The organism is Sporosarcina sp. FA15 (assembly GCF_051550195.1).
GTDB lineage: Bacteria > Bacillota > Bacilli > Bacillales_A > Planococcaceae > Sporosarcina > Sporosarcina psychrophila.
Map to the genome: position 1 here is coordinate 4,233,818 of NZ_CP188818.1, position 15,534 is coordinate 4,249,351.

At 36.7% G+C, this 15,534-nt stretch carries 18 protein-coding genes; 15 read left to right on the forward strand and 3 right to left on the reverse strand.

What is annotated here, in order from left to right:
• Positions 1 to 340: 340 nt before the first annotated feature.
• The 9 genes from ACP8HG_RS20110 to ACP8HG_RS20150 all read left to right on the forward strand — a co-directional run bounded on the left by ACP8HG_RS20110 (position 341) and on the right by ACP8HG_RS20150 (position 8,141).
• Positions 341 to 994, forward strand: coding sequence for a M48 family metallopeptidase (locus tag ACP8HG_RS20110; RefSeq protein WP_438297768.1), 654 nt, complete (start codon positions 341 to 343; stop codon positions 992 to 994).
• A 687-nt stretch (positions 995 to 1,681) separates the two neighbouring features.
• Entirely contained in the window at positions 1,682 to 2,617 is a 936-nt protein-coding gene (qoxA, locus tag ACP8HG_RS20115; RefSeq protein ID WP_187046617.1) for a cytochrome aa3 quinol oxidase subunit II, read from the forward strand.
• 59 nt (positions 2,618 to 2,676) lie between these two features.
• A complete protein-coding gene (qoxB, locus tag ACP8HG_RS20120; protein ID WP_067205667.1) occupies positions 2,677 to 4,635 on the forward strand; it encodes a cytochrome aa3 quinol oxidase subunit I in 1,959 nt (652 codons plus the stop codon).
• The gene (qoxC, locus tag ACP8HG_RS20125; protein WP_067205669.1) at positions 4,622 to 5,218 is read left to right on the forward strand and encodes a cytochrome aa3 quinol oxidase subunit III; all 597 of its coding nucleotides are present in this window, start codon (positions 4,622 to 4,624) and stop codon (positions 5,216 to 5,218) included. The genes qoxB and qoxC overlap by 14 nt, the downstream gene beginning before the upstream one ends.
• 1 nt (position 5,219) lies before the next feature.
• Positions 5,220 to 5,501 carry a cytochrome aa3 quinol oxidase subunit IV gene (qoxD, locus tag ACP8HG_RS20130; protein WP_067205671.1) on the forward strand — a complete coding sequence of 94 codons (282 nt, stop codon included), beginning with the start codon at positions 5,220 to 5,222 and terminating at the stop codon, positions 5,499 to 5,501.
• Positions 5,502 to 5,753: 252 nt separating this feature from the next.
• On the forward strand, positions 5,754 to 5,936 hold the full coding sequence (locus ACP8HG_RS20135; RefSeq protein ID WP_438297771.1) for a hypothetical protein: 183 nt from the start codon (positions 5,754 to 5,756) through the stop codon (positions 5,934 to 5,936).
• Positions 5,937 to 6,246: 310 nt separating this feature from the next.
• Complete coding sequence (locus ACP8HG_RS20140) at positions 6,247 to 6,660, forward strand: GNAT family N-acetyltransferase (RefSeq protein WP_187046619.1); 414 nt, start codon at positions 6,247 to 6,249, stop codon at positions 6,658 to 6,660.
• Positions 6,661 to 6,952: 292 nt separating this feature from the next.
• On the forward strand, positions 6,953 to 7,489 hold the full coding sequence (locus tag ACP8HG_RS20145; RefSeq protein WP_187046620.1) for a sigma-70 family RNA polymerase sigma factor: 537 nt from the start codon (positions 6,953 to 6,955) through the stop codon (positions 7,487 to 7,489).
• Positions 7,476 to 8,141, forward strand: a complete 666-nt coding sequence (locus ACP8HG_RS20150) for a TIGR04104 family putative zinc finger protein (protein ID WP_438297774.1) — start codon at positions 7,476 to 7,478, stop codon at positions 8,139 to 8,141. Before ACP8HG_RS20145 ends, ACP8HG_RS20150 begins: the two co-directional genes overlap by 14 nt.
• Positions 8,142 to 8,532: 391 nt before the next feature.
• On the opposite strand, the gene ACP8HG_RS20155 is transcribed toward ACP8HG_RS20150, so the two are convergent.
• Positions 8,533 to 8,820 (reverse strand): phospholipase, encoded by a 288-nt coding sequence (locus tag ACP8HG_RS20155; protein ID WP_342539672.1) that lies wholly within the window; start codon positions 8,818 to 8,820, stop codon positions 8,533 to 8,535.
• Between the two features lie 408 nt (positions 8,821 to 9,228).
• On the opposite strand from ACP8HG_RS20155, the gene ACP8HG_RS20160 reads away from it, so the two are divergent.
• Positions 9,229 to 9,555, forward strand: a complete 327-nt coding sequence (locus tag ACP8HG_RS20160; RefSeq protein WP_067205681.1) for a YnfA family protein — start codon at positions 9,229 to 9,231, stop codon at positions 9,553 to 9,555.
• Between the two features lie 151 nt (positions 9,556 to 9,706).
• Here the strand turns inward: ACP8HG_RS20160 and ACP8HG_RS20165 are convergent, their stop codons facing one another.
• Both ACP8HG_RS20165 and ACP8HG_RS20170 read right to left on the reverse strand, forming a co-directional pair.
• Entirely contained in the window at positions 9,707 to 10,576 is an 870-nt protein-coding gene (locus ACP8HG_RS20165) for a cation diffusion facilitator family transporter (protein WP_187046621.1), read from the reverse strand.
• Between the two features lie 612 nt (positions 10,577 to 11,188).
• Positions 11,189 to 11,626 (reverse strand): hypothetical protein, encoded by a 438-nt coding sequence (locus tag ACP8HG_RS20170; RefSeq protein ID WP_438297777.1) that lies wholly within the window; start codon positions 11,624 to 11,626, stop codon positions 11,189 to 11,191.
• A 766-nt stretch (positions 11,627 to 12,392) separates the two neighbouring features.
• On the opposite strand from ACP8HG_RS20170, the gene ACP8HG_RS20175 reads away from it, so the two are divergent.
• The 5 genes from ACP8HG_RS20175 (at position 12,393) to ACP8HG_RS20195 (ending at position 15,025) form a co-directional block, all read left to right on the forward strand.
• Positions 12,393 to 12,533: a hypothetical protein gene (locus ACP8HG_RS20175; protein WP_187046623.1), complete on the forward strand. Its 141-nt coding sequence runs from the start codon at positions 12,393 to 12,395 to the stop codon at positions 12,531 to 12,533.
• 279 nt (positions 12,534 to 12,812) lie between these two features.
• A complete protein-coding gene (locus tag ACP8HG_RS20180; protein WP_187046624.1) occupies positions 12,813 to 12,959 on the forward strand; it encodes a hypothetical protein in 147 nt (48 codons plus the stop codon).
• A gap of 57 nt (positions 12,960 to 13,016) precedes the next feature.
• On the forward strand, positions 13,017 to 13,610 hold the full coding sequence (locus ACP8HG_RS20185) for a hypothetical protein (RefSeq protein ID WP_438297780.1): 594 nt from the start codon (positions 13,017 to 13,019) through the stop codon (positions 13,608 to 13,610).
• 283 nt (positions 13,611 to 13,893) lie between these two features.
• Positions 13,894 to 14,313, forward strand: coding sequence for a hypothetical protein (locus ACP8HG_RS20190; protein ID WP_187046626.1), 420 nt, complete (start codon positions 13,894 to 13,896; stop codon positions 14,311 to 14,313).
• Positions 14,314 to 14,485: 172 nt separating this feature from the next.
• On the forward strand, positions 14,486 to 15,025 hold the full coding sequence (locus ACP8HG_RS20195; protein WP_187046627.1) for a GNAT family N-acetyltransferase: 540 nt from the start codon (positions 14,486 to 14,488) through the stop codon (positions 15,023 to 15,025).
• Positions 15,026 to 15,534: the final 509 nt, after the last annotated feature.

Consider the following 15,534-nt stretch of genomic DNA (forward strand, 5'->3'; position numbering starts at 1 on the left):
TAAGAAAGACTATGCATCTAATCATGTGATGCCTAATAGAAAGTGACACTTCTTTACTATTAAAATAGAGAAAATCATAAAGAAAGTTTCAGCCGCCAAAATTATATCTTTGGCGGATTATATTCAGATAAGAAGTCCCACTATTCTTTCGTCCCAAAAAGCAGTTGTACATGTAGCGCCTGTATTACTCTACGGAGCGTTTGTTGCCAGAATGGTTAATACACACTAAGATGAATGTATCAGGAAGTGAATCGATGGATTGTGGCTAAGAATAGAAAGACAATAGTGGATCAGTTAATAAACAAGGGTTGAGAATAAATGTATAAAGGTGATGCTTGTTATGAAGGTTGAAATTGAAAATGAAATTATAGAATTTAATGTTCAGTATGGAAATAGGAAGAAGCTAGCCATTCAGATAGATTCGTTTGGTTTCATAACTGTTAAAGCTCCAAATGACACAAGTAAAGAAATGATTGTCAGTGCCATTGAGAGCAAAGGGAAAAGGATACTAGAGAAAATACATGAAATTGAAGTAGCTCGAGAAGCCCCTAAGGCAAGAGAGTATCACGCTCAAGGGAAGTTTTTATACCTTGGGAAAGACCGTTTTCTTCATGAGTTAATAGATAGTAGTGAGTTAAATGAAGAGGTACTTAAAAGAAATCTCAAGAAGTTCTATATCGCCAGCTGTAGGACGATTATAGAAGAACGGATAAAAATATATCAAAAACAACTAAAAGTAAAGCCTAAAATCATCGAAATAGTAGAGTCTAGAGCCAAGTGGGGTAGTTGTAGTTCGGATAAAAAGCTAACTTTTAATTATCGTCTAGCTATGGCTCCGGTTGAAGTCATCGATTATGTGATAATCCATGAACTTTGTCATATACTTCATATGAATCATGATCGCTCATTTTGGAGACGTGTCGGAAGTATTATGCCGGATTATAAAGAGAAGGAAGAGTATTTGGCGAGGCATGGGTATTCAATGTCACTTTAATAAACACGTCCACATTTAGAGAAAATGTGGACGTGTTTTTATGTTCAAAAGCTGATACTCTCTTGCCTCCTGAGTGTATCTTTGGGGGCGTTTTATTATAAGATTCATGTATTGCAATAGGTACTAGGTTAAAAACAATTCCCAATTGTTTTTAACCTAGTACCTTTTTTGTGTCCAGTATTCGACTCAATAACAAATCACTTAATCCTCTCGGTACTCAAATTATTATTAATTGATTTGATGTTTGGCATGTTATTAATAATGTGAAACGAAAATGCATTCTAGAAAGAAGTGTTTTTTGTGTGGTAACGAGTAATTGAATACGAATGTAATTGATTCCAATACGGGTTTTAATTAAATTATTTCTTTCAGGATTTGTAAGGTGAGAAAAGCCTGAATTAATAAGGGGTGAATAACATATTTTTTCAGTAATCAGACTATAACACATTTAATAATAATAAGGTATTCATTATTTTTATATAAACGAAAAGTGAACTTGTTGAACGTTTTGTGACGTAATTACTAGCCTTTCGGTGAAGAATTGATGAAGTTTTGATGAAGTTCACTTTAGGTAATTGTTTTTAGTATTTCATTATAATAAGATGAAAATATGTTGTGAGAGTAACCGACTAATATGTTTTTTATTATGCTACTAAAGCTTATAGAGTAAAAGAAAGGGGTACCTTCATGAGAATGAAATGGACTTTTTTAGGTTTGGTTATCAGTATTATCGCAGTGTTAGCTGGCTGTGAACCAGTAATGGTTATGGATCCAAAAGGGCCGCAAGCTGAAACGATTTCTAATGTTATTTGGATTTCGATTGCTACCATGGCGTTGGTTGTGGTCGTGGTTTTCGGTATGTTGGCATACATCGTAATAAAATATCGTGCGTCGAAACAGAGTGCAGATTATGAGCCCCCACATATCGAAGGTAATCCGGTGGTTGAAGCGATTATTGTTGGTATTCCGGTTCTGATTATCATTTTCCTTTCAATCATCACTGTCAAATCCACTTATGAAGTTGAGGCGACACCAAAGGGTTATGAAGGTCAAAAGCCATTGGTTGTTTATGCATCTTCCTCTGACTGGAAATGGCATTTCAGTTATCCGGAAGAAAATATCGAAACTGTTAACTATTTGTATATCCCAACAGATCGACCGTTGGAATTTAGACTTTACTCATACGGACCCATCACGAGTTTTTGGATTCCACAACTTGGCGGACAAAAATATGCAATGTCGGACATGGTGACCACGTTACATTTGGCAGCTAGCGTTCCGGGAGAATACATGGGGAGAAATGCAAACTTTAGCGGTAAAGGGTTCGCTGAGAATATATTCCATGTGGAAGCGATGCCTGAATCGGAATTCGATAAATGGGTAGAAGAAGTGAAAGCGACTGCGGATACTCTTACTGAGGAGAGATTTGAAGAGTTATTAGAACCGGGTCATCTTGGCCAATTAACGTTTAATAAAACTCACTTGGAATTCTCACCGGCTCCAGAAGGGGAGCATGGGGGACATCAACATGGATCAAGTAATTCCGATGATAAAGCAAAAAAAGACGAATCTGCCGATGTTGATGGTGGATCAGACATGGGACATACGGAACATCAACATTAAAATTTCCAAACAAATCACTTTGCATATAGAGTCTAATTTTTGAGAGGAGTCATAGAAGTATGGAGTACTTTGATCGTTTTGCGATTCCACATCCAAGTCCTGCGATTTACGCATCAATGGTTGCCATTGGCCTAACCATGATTGCGATTCTCTTCGGATTAACATATTTTAAAAAATGGGGTTATTTATGGCGTGAATGGCTGACAACCGTAGACCATAAGAAAATCGGTATTATGTACCTAATTGCTGCTTTGATAATGCTATTCCGTGGTGGAGTAGACGCAATTATGATGCGGGCACAAACTGCTGTACCTGACAACAAGCTGCTAGATGCTCAGCATTACAATGAAGTTTTCACCACACATGGAGTTGTTATGATCATTTTCATGGCTATGCCATTTATCTATGCATTAATGAACTTCGTTGTTCCATTGCAAATTGGAGCGCGCGATGTAGCATTCCCTCGTTTGAATGCACTTAGTTTCTGGTTGTTCTTTATGGGGGCGATGTTATTCAATATTTCATTCGTAGTTGGTGGCTCTCCTGATGCCGGCTGGACTTCGTATTTCCCACTTGCAGGGAATGACTTCAGTCAATCTGTAGGAACCAATTATTACATGCTGGCGATTCAGATTGCCGGTATTGGTACATTAATATCAGGCATTAACTTCACGACTACGATACTCAAAATGAGAGTACCTGGAATGAAATTGATGAAAATGCCAATGTTCACATGGACTGCTTTAATCACGAATGCAATTGTCGTTTTCGCATTTCCTGTACTGACAATTGCGCTTCTATTGGGAACGATGGATCGGCTATTCGGCACAAATATCTTTACGATGACAAATGGCGGGATGGATATGCTCTGGGCGAACCTGTTCTGGATTTGGGGACATCCGGAAGTTTACATTCTGATTTTGCCGGCATTCGGTATTTATAGTGAGATCATTTCTACTTTTTCCCGTCGTAACCTTTATGGGTATAAATCAATGGTTGCATCGATCGTAATCATTTCGTTTTTCTCATTCTTGGTTTGGACTCATCATTTCTTTACAATGGGACAAGGTCCACTGACAAACAGTATTTTCTCAATCACGACAATGGCGATTGCCGTTCCGACCGGGATTAAGATATTTAACTGGCTGCTTACGATGCGTAAAGGGAAAATTGAATTTACTGTTCCGATGCTTTATACAATAGGATTCATTCCGATTTTTACAATCGGTGGAGTGACCGGGGTAATGCTTGGTATGGCCAGTGCCGACTATCAATACCATAATACGATGTTCTTGGTTGCGCATTTCCACTACACAATTATTCCTGGTGTTGTCTTCGCGATGATAGCTGGTCTCACGTATTGGTGGCCGAAAATGTTTGGCTTCATGTTAAGTGAAAGAATTGGGAAATGGGCATTTTGGTTTATCGCGATTGGCTTTAACGTAACATTCTTCCCAATGTTCTTCACTGGATTGGATGGACAAGCACGTCGGATGTACACGTACTCTGAAGCATCGGGGTATGGAGCGCTTAATTTACTGTCCTTTGCTGGAGCAATTGTACTGGCGATAGGCTTTGCTTTAATTGTCTATAACATCTATCACAGCATTCGCTATGCATCAAGAAATATCAGTTCAGATCCGTGGGATGCACGTACGTTGGAATGGGCCACTCACAGTCCGGTGCCATCGTATAACTTTGCGAAGACACCTCAAGTTAATTCAATTGAAGCGTTCTGGGATCATAAGAAAAAAGGACAACCATTATTCAAAGATGAAATTGAAAAGATTCATATGCCGAATAACAGCGGTATGCCGTTCATCATGAGTTGTATTTTCTTCGTATGGGGCTTCTCGCTCATATTCAACATGTGGCTTCCTGCAATTCTTGCGACAATTGGAATCTTTGCGTGTTTGGCTTACCGTTCATTCGAGAAAGACCACGGGCATTACATTTCCGTTCAAGAAGTAGAAGACACTGAAAAAGATTGCGAGGTGCGGGCTGATGAAAACAGATAACTCGCTTCCACTTGAATATGGTACAGAACAAAATAAATTGAACATTTTAGGTTTCTGGATTTTCCTTGGAGCCGAAGTAATGCTGTTTGCAACACTTTTCGCAACCTACTTCATTTTAGAGCATCGTACGGGCAACGGACCGTCCGGAGCTGAGATTTTTGAACTCACTCCAGTGCTCTTTGAAACGATTTTACTGTTAACAAGTAGTTTTATGATTGGTCTTGGTGTTCATGCAATGCGTCTAGGTAAAAAAAATGCAATGATGACATTCTTTGCGATTACCTTGCTACTTGGTCTTGCATTCATAGGCGTAGAAATTTATGAGTTTACGCATTATGTCCATGTTGGAGCTGGCCTTCAAACGAGTGCATTCACAGCTATCCTATTAACTACATTAGGGACACATGGAGCTCACGTTACACTTGGTTTCTTTTGGGGATTATTCATCATCCTTCAAGTGAAAAAGCGCGGTTTGACGCCTGAGACAGCCAATAAATCATTTATCTTTTCACTTTACTGGCATTTCTTAGATGTTGTCTGGATCTTTATTTTCAGCTTCATCTACTTGAAAGGAATGATGTAACATGAGCGAATTATTCCCGCGCAAACAAGTAATGGGCTTTATCTTTTCGTTAGTTCTTACTGCAGCTGCACTGACTGTCTATTTCTTAGATTTTTCATTTGCAGTGGGGATGACAATTCTTTTAGTCACAGCATTCGTACAAGCAGCAGTCCAACTCGTTGTCTTTATGCATGCTGGTGAAACTGAAGATAAAAAGGCGATTTATATGAATATCTATTATGCAGTTGCCATAGCGCTTGTTACCATCTTGGGTTCATTACTAATTTTGGCTTGGGATATGTAACAGAATATATCAAAAAGGAGCGCCTAAAATGGCGCTCCTTTATAAAAACACAGAATATGGGTTTGATTTTACATTACCCGCAACTTGGAAGGATTATTCGATTGTAACGGACGAGTGGGAGGGCTTGGCGGTTTCACAGGCTCAAACGGAAGAGGTAATTGAAAATGGTCCAATGAATTCTATTCGACATCCTCAGTGGACTTCGGAAAATCCGCGTCAAGATATACCGATTATGATTTTCACAATAGAGCAATGGGATTCATTACAGCAGGAGAAGTTCCATATAGGGCAGCACCTATCGGACCAAAAGAATTAAATCGTAATGAAAAATATGTTTTTGCAATACCCGCACGTTACGACTTCGCATTTTTAACTGGTTACGAAGAAGTCGAGCAGATTTTAGAAGGTAAACCGTTAGAGATTAGCGAAGAGTGAAGGGTTGATAATATAATGAAAGAATAAAAGGTACCCACCAGCTTTGTGTAGTAGTAAAGAATTATGAAATAATCGATAGTGTAAGATACCTGGTTCTGATACAATTGCGACTTGTGTTAGGACCGGGTATCTTTTTTATTTCATCATATATAGGTGAATTAGCTTTAATAGGTAAAATACTAAATATTGCATCTTTTAATAATTGCTGTATAGTATTCTTTAAAATGCTTGGAGGTCATATTTTTGGTACTTTACTTTTGAGATATATCATCTATCTAATAAATAACTATAAATTAGGAGCTGATATATTATGATATACAAGAACACACTCGATGGTATTTCTTCTGATATGTTAAAGGGCTTTTTTGTAGATTGGCCAAAGCCACCAAATCCGCAAACTCACTTACTACTGTTAAAGAAAAGCAGTGAAGTGATTATTGCTATTGATGATCAAACTAATCAAGTAGTTGGATTTATTACAGCGATAAGTGATGGAGTTCTATCTGCCTACATTCCATTTCTTGAGGTTTTACCGGAATACAAAAATAAAGGTATAGGTAAGGAATTAGTAGATCGGATGCTAAAAGAACTCGATGGCATCTATATGATTGACCTATGCTGTGATGACGATTTAATTCCTTATTATGATAAGTTCGGTATGACGCAGACAAATGGTATGGTTTTTAGGAATTATAAAATGCAATCTGGAAGTTTGAAAATATAAGCCAATAACGCTTGGGAATTTGTCCAATCTCAACGGAATTGTTAAAAGATGCACCACTACACCTTATTTTCATTGTTCACTACTGCGAGCATGTTGCCTGGTTGGAGTTACCCCAAAGTAAATTTGAACAGCCCAGATACCTGGTAATAATCCCATTTGGGTTTATTACCAGGTATTTTTCATTATCCCAAAGTAGAGCGCTATAATTGCATCTAATGAGGATTTAAAATACATGCATAGTAAATAAAGTTAGTAAAAGTGAATCGGAAAAGGCTTGGGGTGCGTCAGTAGGATGAAGGTAGGTGAGGTTGTGACGGAAATTGAAGAAATTATTGCCGAACATGGTGATTATTTATTGCGTGTCGCCTATTTGTACGTGAAAAATAATGCAACCGCTGAGGATATTGTACAAGACGTGTTCATTGCCTTCTATGAGAAACAGGATCAGTACAGGGGGGAGGCATCGCTGAGGACCTACTTGGTGAAAATGACGGTTAATCGCAGCCATGATTATTTACGAAGTTGGAAGAACAAGCGAACCATGCTGTTTGAAAAAATTAAAGGGAGAGGCACTACTCATACGCCTGAACGTGCAATAATTGAGAAAGTGGAAAAGCAGGAATTAGTGGATGCCTTGTTTACATTATCAATCACCTATCGTGAAGTGCTCATTCTTTATTATTTTCAGGAGATGACGACGGTAGAAATCGCGGAATTATTGGAGCGTCCGGAAGCTACGGTAAGAACTAGATTACAGCGTGCGCGAAAGCAACTGGGAAATCGGATAATTGATTATGAATGGGAGGAACTAGGCCGTGAATCAATTTAAGGAAGATTTAAATCGTGAGCTTCAGTCTGTGTCATTGTCCAAAGAGAAGAAGCAGCTAATTGCAACGAAGGCAAAAGAAAAATTACACAACCACAAGAGACGCATCAACTTACAATATCGATTTGTGCTCGCGATTTTCACGATATTCGCAATAGGCTTCAGTTATTTACTATGGCAACAGGAGGGACCTGCAAGTAAGGCGCAAGGTGCAGCACCGATTGAACCTATAACGACTACGACTTGGTCAATGCTTACTAATGATTTTTCAAAAGCGGTACTCTACATAAGCTTCTTTATTATTCTGCGGGACTTGTTAAAGAGACGCTTGCAAAAAAGTGGAAAAGGCTTACCGATTTGTGTGGAATGTGGTGAAGAATGGTCCTATCGAGAGGCCTTGAAACAAAGCATGAAAAACACAAAAATGACATGTCCTTACTGTGGTCAAATACAGTACCGAACGAAAAAATCAAGATTAAAAGGTGGTATGTTAAATATATTTATACCTTTTATGATTATCGCCCCTCAGCTATTTGATAATATATTGCTAGGTATTGTTGTGCATGTCTCATGTGCTGCGTATATCATGTTTAGCCTAGGTCCATATTATTTGGAACTCCAGAAGAAAGATCCTATCAATGATCCTTTATGGTGATAAATTACTGTCACCAGGACAATTCAGCTGCAAATTCGGGTTTTGAAGTGTCAGCGTACCGGAACAATTGCAAACGCCCAATTTGACCAAGTCCATTGCAGCGTCAAGATTGTCTTCAGCCAGGTTGGTGGTGCAAATGAAGTTTGCATAAGTGCTAGGAACATTTAGGGATGGAATTCCTTTCAGATATAGGATGTGTAAATATTAAGTTGAGTAATACTAGCAACCTGTAAAGGTTCTATCTGCTTCATCATTTTCACTTATTTTTCTAGTTTTTTTAATGCTAACTGTACCATATGAGTTTATTGGTAATTAAAAGATCGGAAAAAACATGATTTAAAGCACCTAGTTCTAAAATATGCTGAATTACTTTAGTACCAAGCGCCTTTCATTATCTATAAAAGTTGCAAGTGAAAATCTTTTGTAGTTTCATATAATTATAAAGCATACGGGCGTGTCTTCCTTTTTTAGTACATGGATCTATTTTAGATCGTAGCCGATTAAGAAATTCGCGGTCACATTCACATGGGTTTCTATCCCTGCGATAACAATCATCATGTGCTTTACAAGCTGCATCTAAATCATTAATAGGTGCGCCGGGCCCATTACAGCCAGGTCCACACCAATTATAGCCTGGTAGAATACAAAAACGAAATCTTCCATTTCTCCTCCGTGACAATATAAAAACCTCCTCTGATGGCTAAGTCACTACTTACTATAGATTATTCATTGGTACGAAATAATGTATAAGCTGTTACCTACGGACTTCGCAATTATTTTATCAAAAGAGGAAAGAATGATTGAGGTATAATGAAGACATCCCTAAACTTTAATAATCAAACATTGACAACGGGTTTCAATTCAACCAGCATAATGTCGAAGTATATTGAACATATGAATATATATATAAAACTGAGCGAAGGCGCCTAAGAGGGTGGATCGAAGCGGGTTTGAAGGGAATCATTATGACCTTTATGATTTTGGAGATTATTTGCTGCTTTTTTTCTCCATGTTGCTAGTGATTACTTCATCTATATAAAAAGGTTATAGAACCTGCATATTAAACTTTCGAAAGGATGTCTTTATTTTGATTACAGTAATACTGCTTTTTTTATTTGCGGGTCTAGCGGAAATCGGTGGAGGTTATCTTATTTGGCAGTGGTTAAGAGAGGGTAAACCGGCTTACTTGGGTCTTATAGGCGGGCTTGTTTTAGCGATGTACGGAGTGATTGCCACTTTCCAGCACTTCCCGACTTTTGGCAGGGTGTATGCTGCTTATGGCGGGGTATTCATTGTGCTATCTGTACTTTGGGGATGGGGCGTCGATAAAAAGATGCCGGATACATACGATTGGATTGGTGCTGCAATTTGTATAGTTGGTGTATCCGTTATGTTATGGGCGCCTAGAAGTTAATGTATAGCGAATAGCACCTGGTATCCAAATGGTTATGAAATGTTTGGATGCCAGGTGCTTTTTATTGAGGAGGAAGAAATAGCAATTTATTTGTTGGTATTATTAATTTATGATTAAGCCCAGAACACCCGTGACTTCAGTCTCGGGAGATTCATTCAGGCTCTACATGGACATGAACATCGTATACACCATGATCATTTATCAAGACTTTTTCAACATGGCTGGCTATATCATGAGAGTCTTTAATATTTAACGAGGAATCAACTAAAATTACAATATCTATTACTTCATTATTTCCGTAATACCTCCCTTTAATTGTTTCTATACCTAGAACTCCATCCACTTTTTTGACTATATCCTGATAGAGTTTAATTTTATCTACATCAAATCCATCCGAAAGTTCATGTGAAGCTAGTTTGAAGATATCCCAAGCCGTTTTACATATTAATAGTCCAACAGTAATGGCAGTTAGCGTATCCAACCATGGCATATTTAATTGTGAACCAAATATACCTATAGCCGTTCCCATACTTACCCAGGCATCTGAAATGTTATCTTTTGCAGCGGCCATAACCGCTTTGCTATTAATTTTTTCGGCTAGTTTTTTGTTGTAACGGTAGACAAAATACATAACTATTGAAGAAAAAACACCTACATAAGCGGCGCCAATATGAGGGGTCTCTTTGCCTCCTTGAAACATGGAGGTAATTGCCTCATTCAATACTTGAATACCAACTGCTAGCATAATGAATGAAGCGACCATTGAGGCAATTGTTTCACTTTTCCAATGACCGTAACCATGATCCTTGTCAGGTGGTTTTTGTGAAAGTCTTAGTCCGATAAGGACAGCAATTGATGCGACAATATCAGTTGTATTGTTTAGTCCGTCTGCCCTCAATGCGGCAGAGTCACTCATATATCCAACAACCAACTTTATGATAGAAAGAAAAACATAAGCAATAATGCTAATGATTGCTCCACGTTCTCCTAACTTAAGGTTATTATACTTTTGATTCTCCATTTTTTTGCCCCCCTATCGAATTCAAAACATGATTCATAAATTGAGCATAACGAGGAGAATTCTTTCCCTTACGCAACAAAAACCCTCGACTGATTCCAGTCGAGGGTTTTGGGTTTTGAAATATAATTTTGAGTTAAATCCAAGTTGGGGCACAGTTATCACTCACTAAGTTTAGACGTATATATATAGTAGCAGATGAAGGTAATTATAGCTCGATATTAACCTGTAAGAAAAGTCGGTTGTCTTCAGCTAAATAAGGTGAGGTATTTAGAAATGGAGCCTCTGTGGGTACGATTTACATTGAAAGGCTGAAGCGGTTATTGCATCAGGCAAATGAACCTATCATACCCACCCACTCTCGTAGAGTTCAAACATTGTGTCCGTTGGATAAGCAGGTATAAATGGAAGACTGTCGATGTAGGTATTATATGTGGACTATTCAAGAGATGAGGAATACTAGATGACAAGGCAAAGAGTATTTTAGAAGGAATCGGAATTGGACTTTTTAATACAGCAAAAAAATGGATCAAACTATAAAACAGCAATCCAATCGCTCAACTGCATAGTAGCATTATAATGTTTTAGTTCATTTGAGAAATATGTTTAATTTATCTATCTTCTGATAATTTTATGCAAAATGCCTATCAGTAATCTTGCGAATGGTGTGGTAATTGGAAGTAAAATGAAAGCATATATTGTACCCCAAATCAATGTACCTTCAACTTTTATCGTTTTCATGCCACCTCTAACGATAGTTTCGCCAAAAATTGCGCCTATCGTTCCGCTATATAAAGCTACAAGAAATGCACTTAGAAGGCTTAAGAGCCAAAGTTTTTTGTTGGAGATTTCGTTTTTATTGTGAAAATATCCTCCTAACACTGAAAAGGTAGTTGCGAAAGGAATTATCACTGAGAAATATAACCAACTTTCACCCCTGAATAAAGTTATGCCACCAGCCAACGTTTGTCCTATTAGCATAAATAACAATGCAGTAACGAATGAAAATAGAACACCGAAAATAAGACCTTTTAACGAAGAAATGTTTTTCAAAATCTAATCACCACCTAATACATAATATGAGATATTGCGAATTAATCATTTGGATTGTTTACATTACTATTATATCAGAAAATATAAACATAATAAAAATCATCCCTAAAGCAACAACGCTTAAGGAAACAGATAATTCGAGAAAATCTATTTGTTGAGAATGGTATAATGGAAATATAATCAAATGAATAAAGATCCTATGTTCTTTCTATTATTTCCTTAAGTATATGTATTCTTTTAGGTGTCTGGCTTATTTCAATATATTTGAAATTCGAAACCACTTATGAATTAGAAGAACCACTCTGATATGGGTTAATCTCACCGAATGGATAGTAACATCATTATATTTGATTAGCAAAGTGGAGAATATGGACGGAAGTATATTGAGTCTAATGAGTGACCGACCAATTGCGAGAAACAGCCATCACCAATTTCTACAATATCAATATAAATTCATAATGTTGTCTTACTCCCATGAAAATAAAAAAACGCTAATTATTGATAATAGTGCATAACAAAAAACTACTGAGCCTTGAGAAGGGTAATGTTGAATTGAAAGGTACATTAACAATCAGCTCCATCCTCCAGAAAATATAGGCAATGCCGGTGCAAAAACTAGTGTGGGATTAATCTCCCGAAAGCGCTTTACGTATCGTGGTCGTTGGAGTCAGGCTAACGGGTTGCTTTAGTGAAGATTAGGCTGCCTTTAATTACAGCTCTTTCTAATTGAGTAATGGAGTATCAATTAGGGGGATGTCAACCTATTGTGAATGGTGTATACAAAGTCGTTCAGCGATTGAATGGATGTTTTTCAGTTAGATCTTATGGAGCTATTCCAGTTTCTTATGTAACTAAGGGACAAGTTAGTGAAATGAAGAATATGGATTATTATGGTGGTGTGAGTTGAGAAGCAGCTGTCAATGTGAAGGTGGTTCTTCAGGCTATTATTGGTTCAATATTAATTAGTGTATCTTATATAGCTTGTATGAAGTTAGTTGGTTATTTTAAAACGAACGCTTATAAACCAGATATTATTGTTGCGTGGGACAAAGTAGAAATACTTCAAAATGAAGTTGTGTTTTGTAAGATTATTTCATTTGTTTTTGCTTTGTTGTCTTTTGTGGGATCATAATTATTTCATGAGGAAAAATGTTCAAATAACAGGACAAATTATGGAGGGGTAAAAATGACAAGGTTTATTGACGATTTAGCTGGAGCTATCTATGATTTCTTTAAGTTTATTTTTACGAGTACTTGTTATCTAATTGCTGGAATGTTAATTGTCGGAGTCCCACTTTATCTAATTGCTTTAGTATTTAATATGCTGCAATAACGGTGGGCTTTGGTGAAGATATAGCTGCCTTTCATAGTAGCTTTATATTTTTGAGTAATGGAGTTAAATACTTCCGAGAAATGGCGTTATGTTAACCTGATGCGTGTGGACTATGCAAGCCCCTTCAATGATTGTAACGAATACGTCCAATTCATAAATGAAACAGAACGCTATATTTTGGAGGGAGATAGGGGTATGAGGATACTATTTACTATTAGCATTTTTATTTCTGGATTAATTACTGCTTTTGCGTTTTTCTTTGCACATAGATTAACTGTTCCATTTGACCCCACAAATGATTTATTAGGTGGTGGTAATGGTAATGCAGCTCTGTTTTTTGTTATGGCTCCAGGTCCAGTTATTTTCTATTTCTATTTTTCATTGATTTTTGTATTCGAGAAACTTCATAAAATCCTTTCGTTAACAAAGCAGAAATGGTTCAAGTATAGTTACTTAATTGTTTTCATTATTATTGGGGTGATTACTTTTTATAGAGCAACAATATACCGGAATTATATTAATACAAATCACCCATATATGGAGGTAGGATTGCTTAGTCAATTTTCGAACAATATTTTCTTTAATATATGGACATTTGTAGCATTGTTATCTTTTATAGGGTTTATATCTTTTTGGACCAAGAAAAAATGAATAACAAGGGAAGTGATTGGAAATTAGCCTAATCGAAAAAGGCTCGAATAGTTTTATCCCGCATTAACGGGTAGTAAGACCCCCACTTCAAGTATTCAAGGACACAAGAAGAATAAGTGGGGGATCAACTGCCCGTAAAAACCCGAATGGTTAAACTAACAATCAGTGGGGGATGAAGAACCCCCCTCTGATTGAAGATTAACTTTATTAACCGTGCAACTATTGTTCAACTAACTGTACAGGGTCGTACAATAAGAAAGTAATAATAAAAGGGGAGAACAGATTGAAAAAATTAATACTGTTTTTATCTCTACTTGGTTTTCTGTTAGTTACTTCGGGTTGTTTGAATGAAATGGTTGGGCAAAAAATAACTGTACAGAAACGAACTGGTGAAGAAAATGTTTTTGAAGACATCAAAGAAGTCACTAAAAAAAATCAGGTAAAAAAAGCGATAGATATAGTTGGAAATGCTGATTTTGAAAATGAAAAGGTAGCAATGGCACACTATGCTGACTACCAATTTCAATTTCCTTCTAAGAATCGCTACGGCAGCGAAGACAAAATAGCGTCTTATTTACTATGGATTAGCTCAAATGGTGAAAATCTAGAGATAGTTAACGATAGCGATAAATATGTGAAATTAACAAAGCAAGATTCAGCAGACCTTTATGAAATTTTAATAGGAGAAGAATTAGTAAAATAATTCCCTATCTTCGTATACTCTTCAATTAACGAGTGCGTTTGTGAAGTGGGTTATGTTTACCTTAAGCACATGGGATAAGGGAGATCGTTCAGCAATCGAATGGCTGTTAACAGGTAGAATCTCATGGAGAGACTTCTAATAGACAACAATATAAGAATAGAGGTTATTATACATGGACATATATATTGAAAAATTACAGGATACAGATGCTGAAGGTTTGTATAAGTTTGAACTTGATAACAGAGCATTTTTCGAAGAAATGGTACCTACTCGTGGAAATGACTATTATAACCTTGAGGTTTTTAAAAAAAGACACGAAGATTTACTTGAAGAACAAGTTCAAGGAGGTTCATATTTTTATTTAATTAAAGATAAAGATAATTCAATTCTAGGAAGAATAAATGTCGTGGATATTGATAAATCTCAAAAAACGGGTCATCTCGGTTATAGGGTGGGGCAAGCACATACTGGAAAAAGTATTGCCACTAAAGCATTGAAGTTATTAGTAGAAACAGTAACTGACATAGACATAAAACAAATTAAAGCGAAAACAACAACTAACAATATAGCTTCTCAAAAAGTTTTAGAGAAAAATGGATTTGAGAGAACAGCTACTGATAGCGGAGAATTCGAAATGAATGGCCAGAGGTTAAACTTTGTTTATTACATTTTGACTATTAAATTTAAGTCTTATTTAACTTCCATGAAATAAAAAACTCTAATTAATGATAATAATGTATAACAATAAAGCTAAGCCTAGAGAACGATAATATTGAATGTATAGGTAAATTAAGCAACAGCTTCATCCTTCATATAATATAGGTAAGTCTGTTCCAGTAACTAAAGTAGGATTAATATTCCATAAGTGGCTACCCATATTGGGTGCAATAGTCTGTGATGCACCATAATCGTTGGTGTTAGACTAACGGATGGGGGCTCTATGGCAACATAGTTGATTGTCCTTCTTCATCAGTCGTAGTATCCAATATCCGTTCTGCATACATTTTTATCCTCTGCGCTGTAACGCTGATTTTGCGCTACATGTATGTCGAACGCTCCTTTTAGTTTAATTATAATTTTTTCAGAAAAGTGAAAGTATCGGTTATTGCACCGATGCTTTTTTAGTCGTTTCAATAAGCGTTTTTATTAATGTTTTTTCTCTAATGTCCCCCCCAAAAGAGAAGCCATTATCGGTTGAGTAGTTCTTTATTTCCAAAAAGT

What these genes read in the sequence shown, in the direction of transcription:
- ACP8HG_RS20110 (WP_438297768.1), top strand. Translation starts at nt 341, where the DNA reads ATGAAGGTTGAAATTGAAAATGAAATTATAGAATTTAATGTTCAGTAT.
- qoxA (WP_187046617.1), top strand. Translation starts at nt 1,682, where the DNA reads ATGAGAATGAAATGGACTTTTTTAGGTTTGGTTATCAGTATTATCGCA.
- qoxB (WP_067205667.1), top strand. Translation starts at nt 2,677, where the DNA reads ATGGAGTACTTTGATCGTTTTGCGATTCCACATCCAAGTCCTGCGATT.
- qoxC (WP_067205669.1), top strand. Translation starts at nt 4,622, where the DNA reads ATGAAAACAGATAACTCGCTTCCACTTGAATATGGTACAGAACAAAAT.
- qoxD (WP_067205671.1), top strand. Translation starts at nt 5,220, where the DNA reads ATGAGCGAATTATTCCCGCGCAAACAAGTAATGGGCTTTATCTTTTCG.
- ACP8HG_RS20135 (WP_438297771.1), top strand. Translation starts at nt 5,754, where the DNA reads ATGGGATTCATTACAGCAGGAGAAGTTCCATATAGGGCAGCACCTATC.
- ACP8HG_RS20140 (WP_187046619.1), top strand. Translation starts at nt 6,247, where the DNA reads ATGATATACAAGAACACACTCGATGGTATTTCTTCTGATATGTTAAAG.
- ACP8HG_RS20145 (WP_187046620.1), top strand. Translation starts at nt 6,953, where the DNA reads ATGAAGGTAGGTGAGGTTGTGACGGAAATTGAAGAAATTATTGCCGAA.
- ACP8HG_RS20165 (WP_187046621.1), bottom strand. Translation starts at nt 10,576, where the DNA reads ATGGAGAATCAAAAGTATAATAACCTTAAGTTAGGAGAACGTGGAGCA.
- ACP8HG_RS20180 (WP_187046624.1), top strand. Translation starts at nt 12,813, where the DNA reads ATGACAAGGTTTATTGACGATTTAGCTGGAGCTATCTATGATTTCTTT.
- ACP8HG_RS20185 (WP_438297780.1), top strand. Translation starts at nt 13,017, where the DNA reads ATGGAGTTAAATACTTCCGAGAAATGGCGTTATGTTAACCTGATGCGT.
- ACP8HG_RS20195 (WP_187046627.1), top strand. Translation starts at nt 14,486, where the DNA reads ATGGACATATATATTGAAAAATTACAGGATACAGATGCTGAAGGTTTG.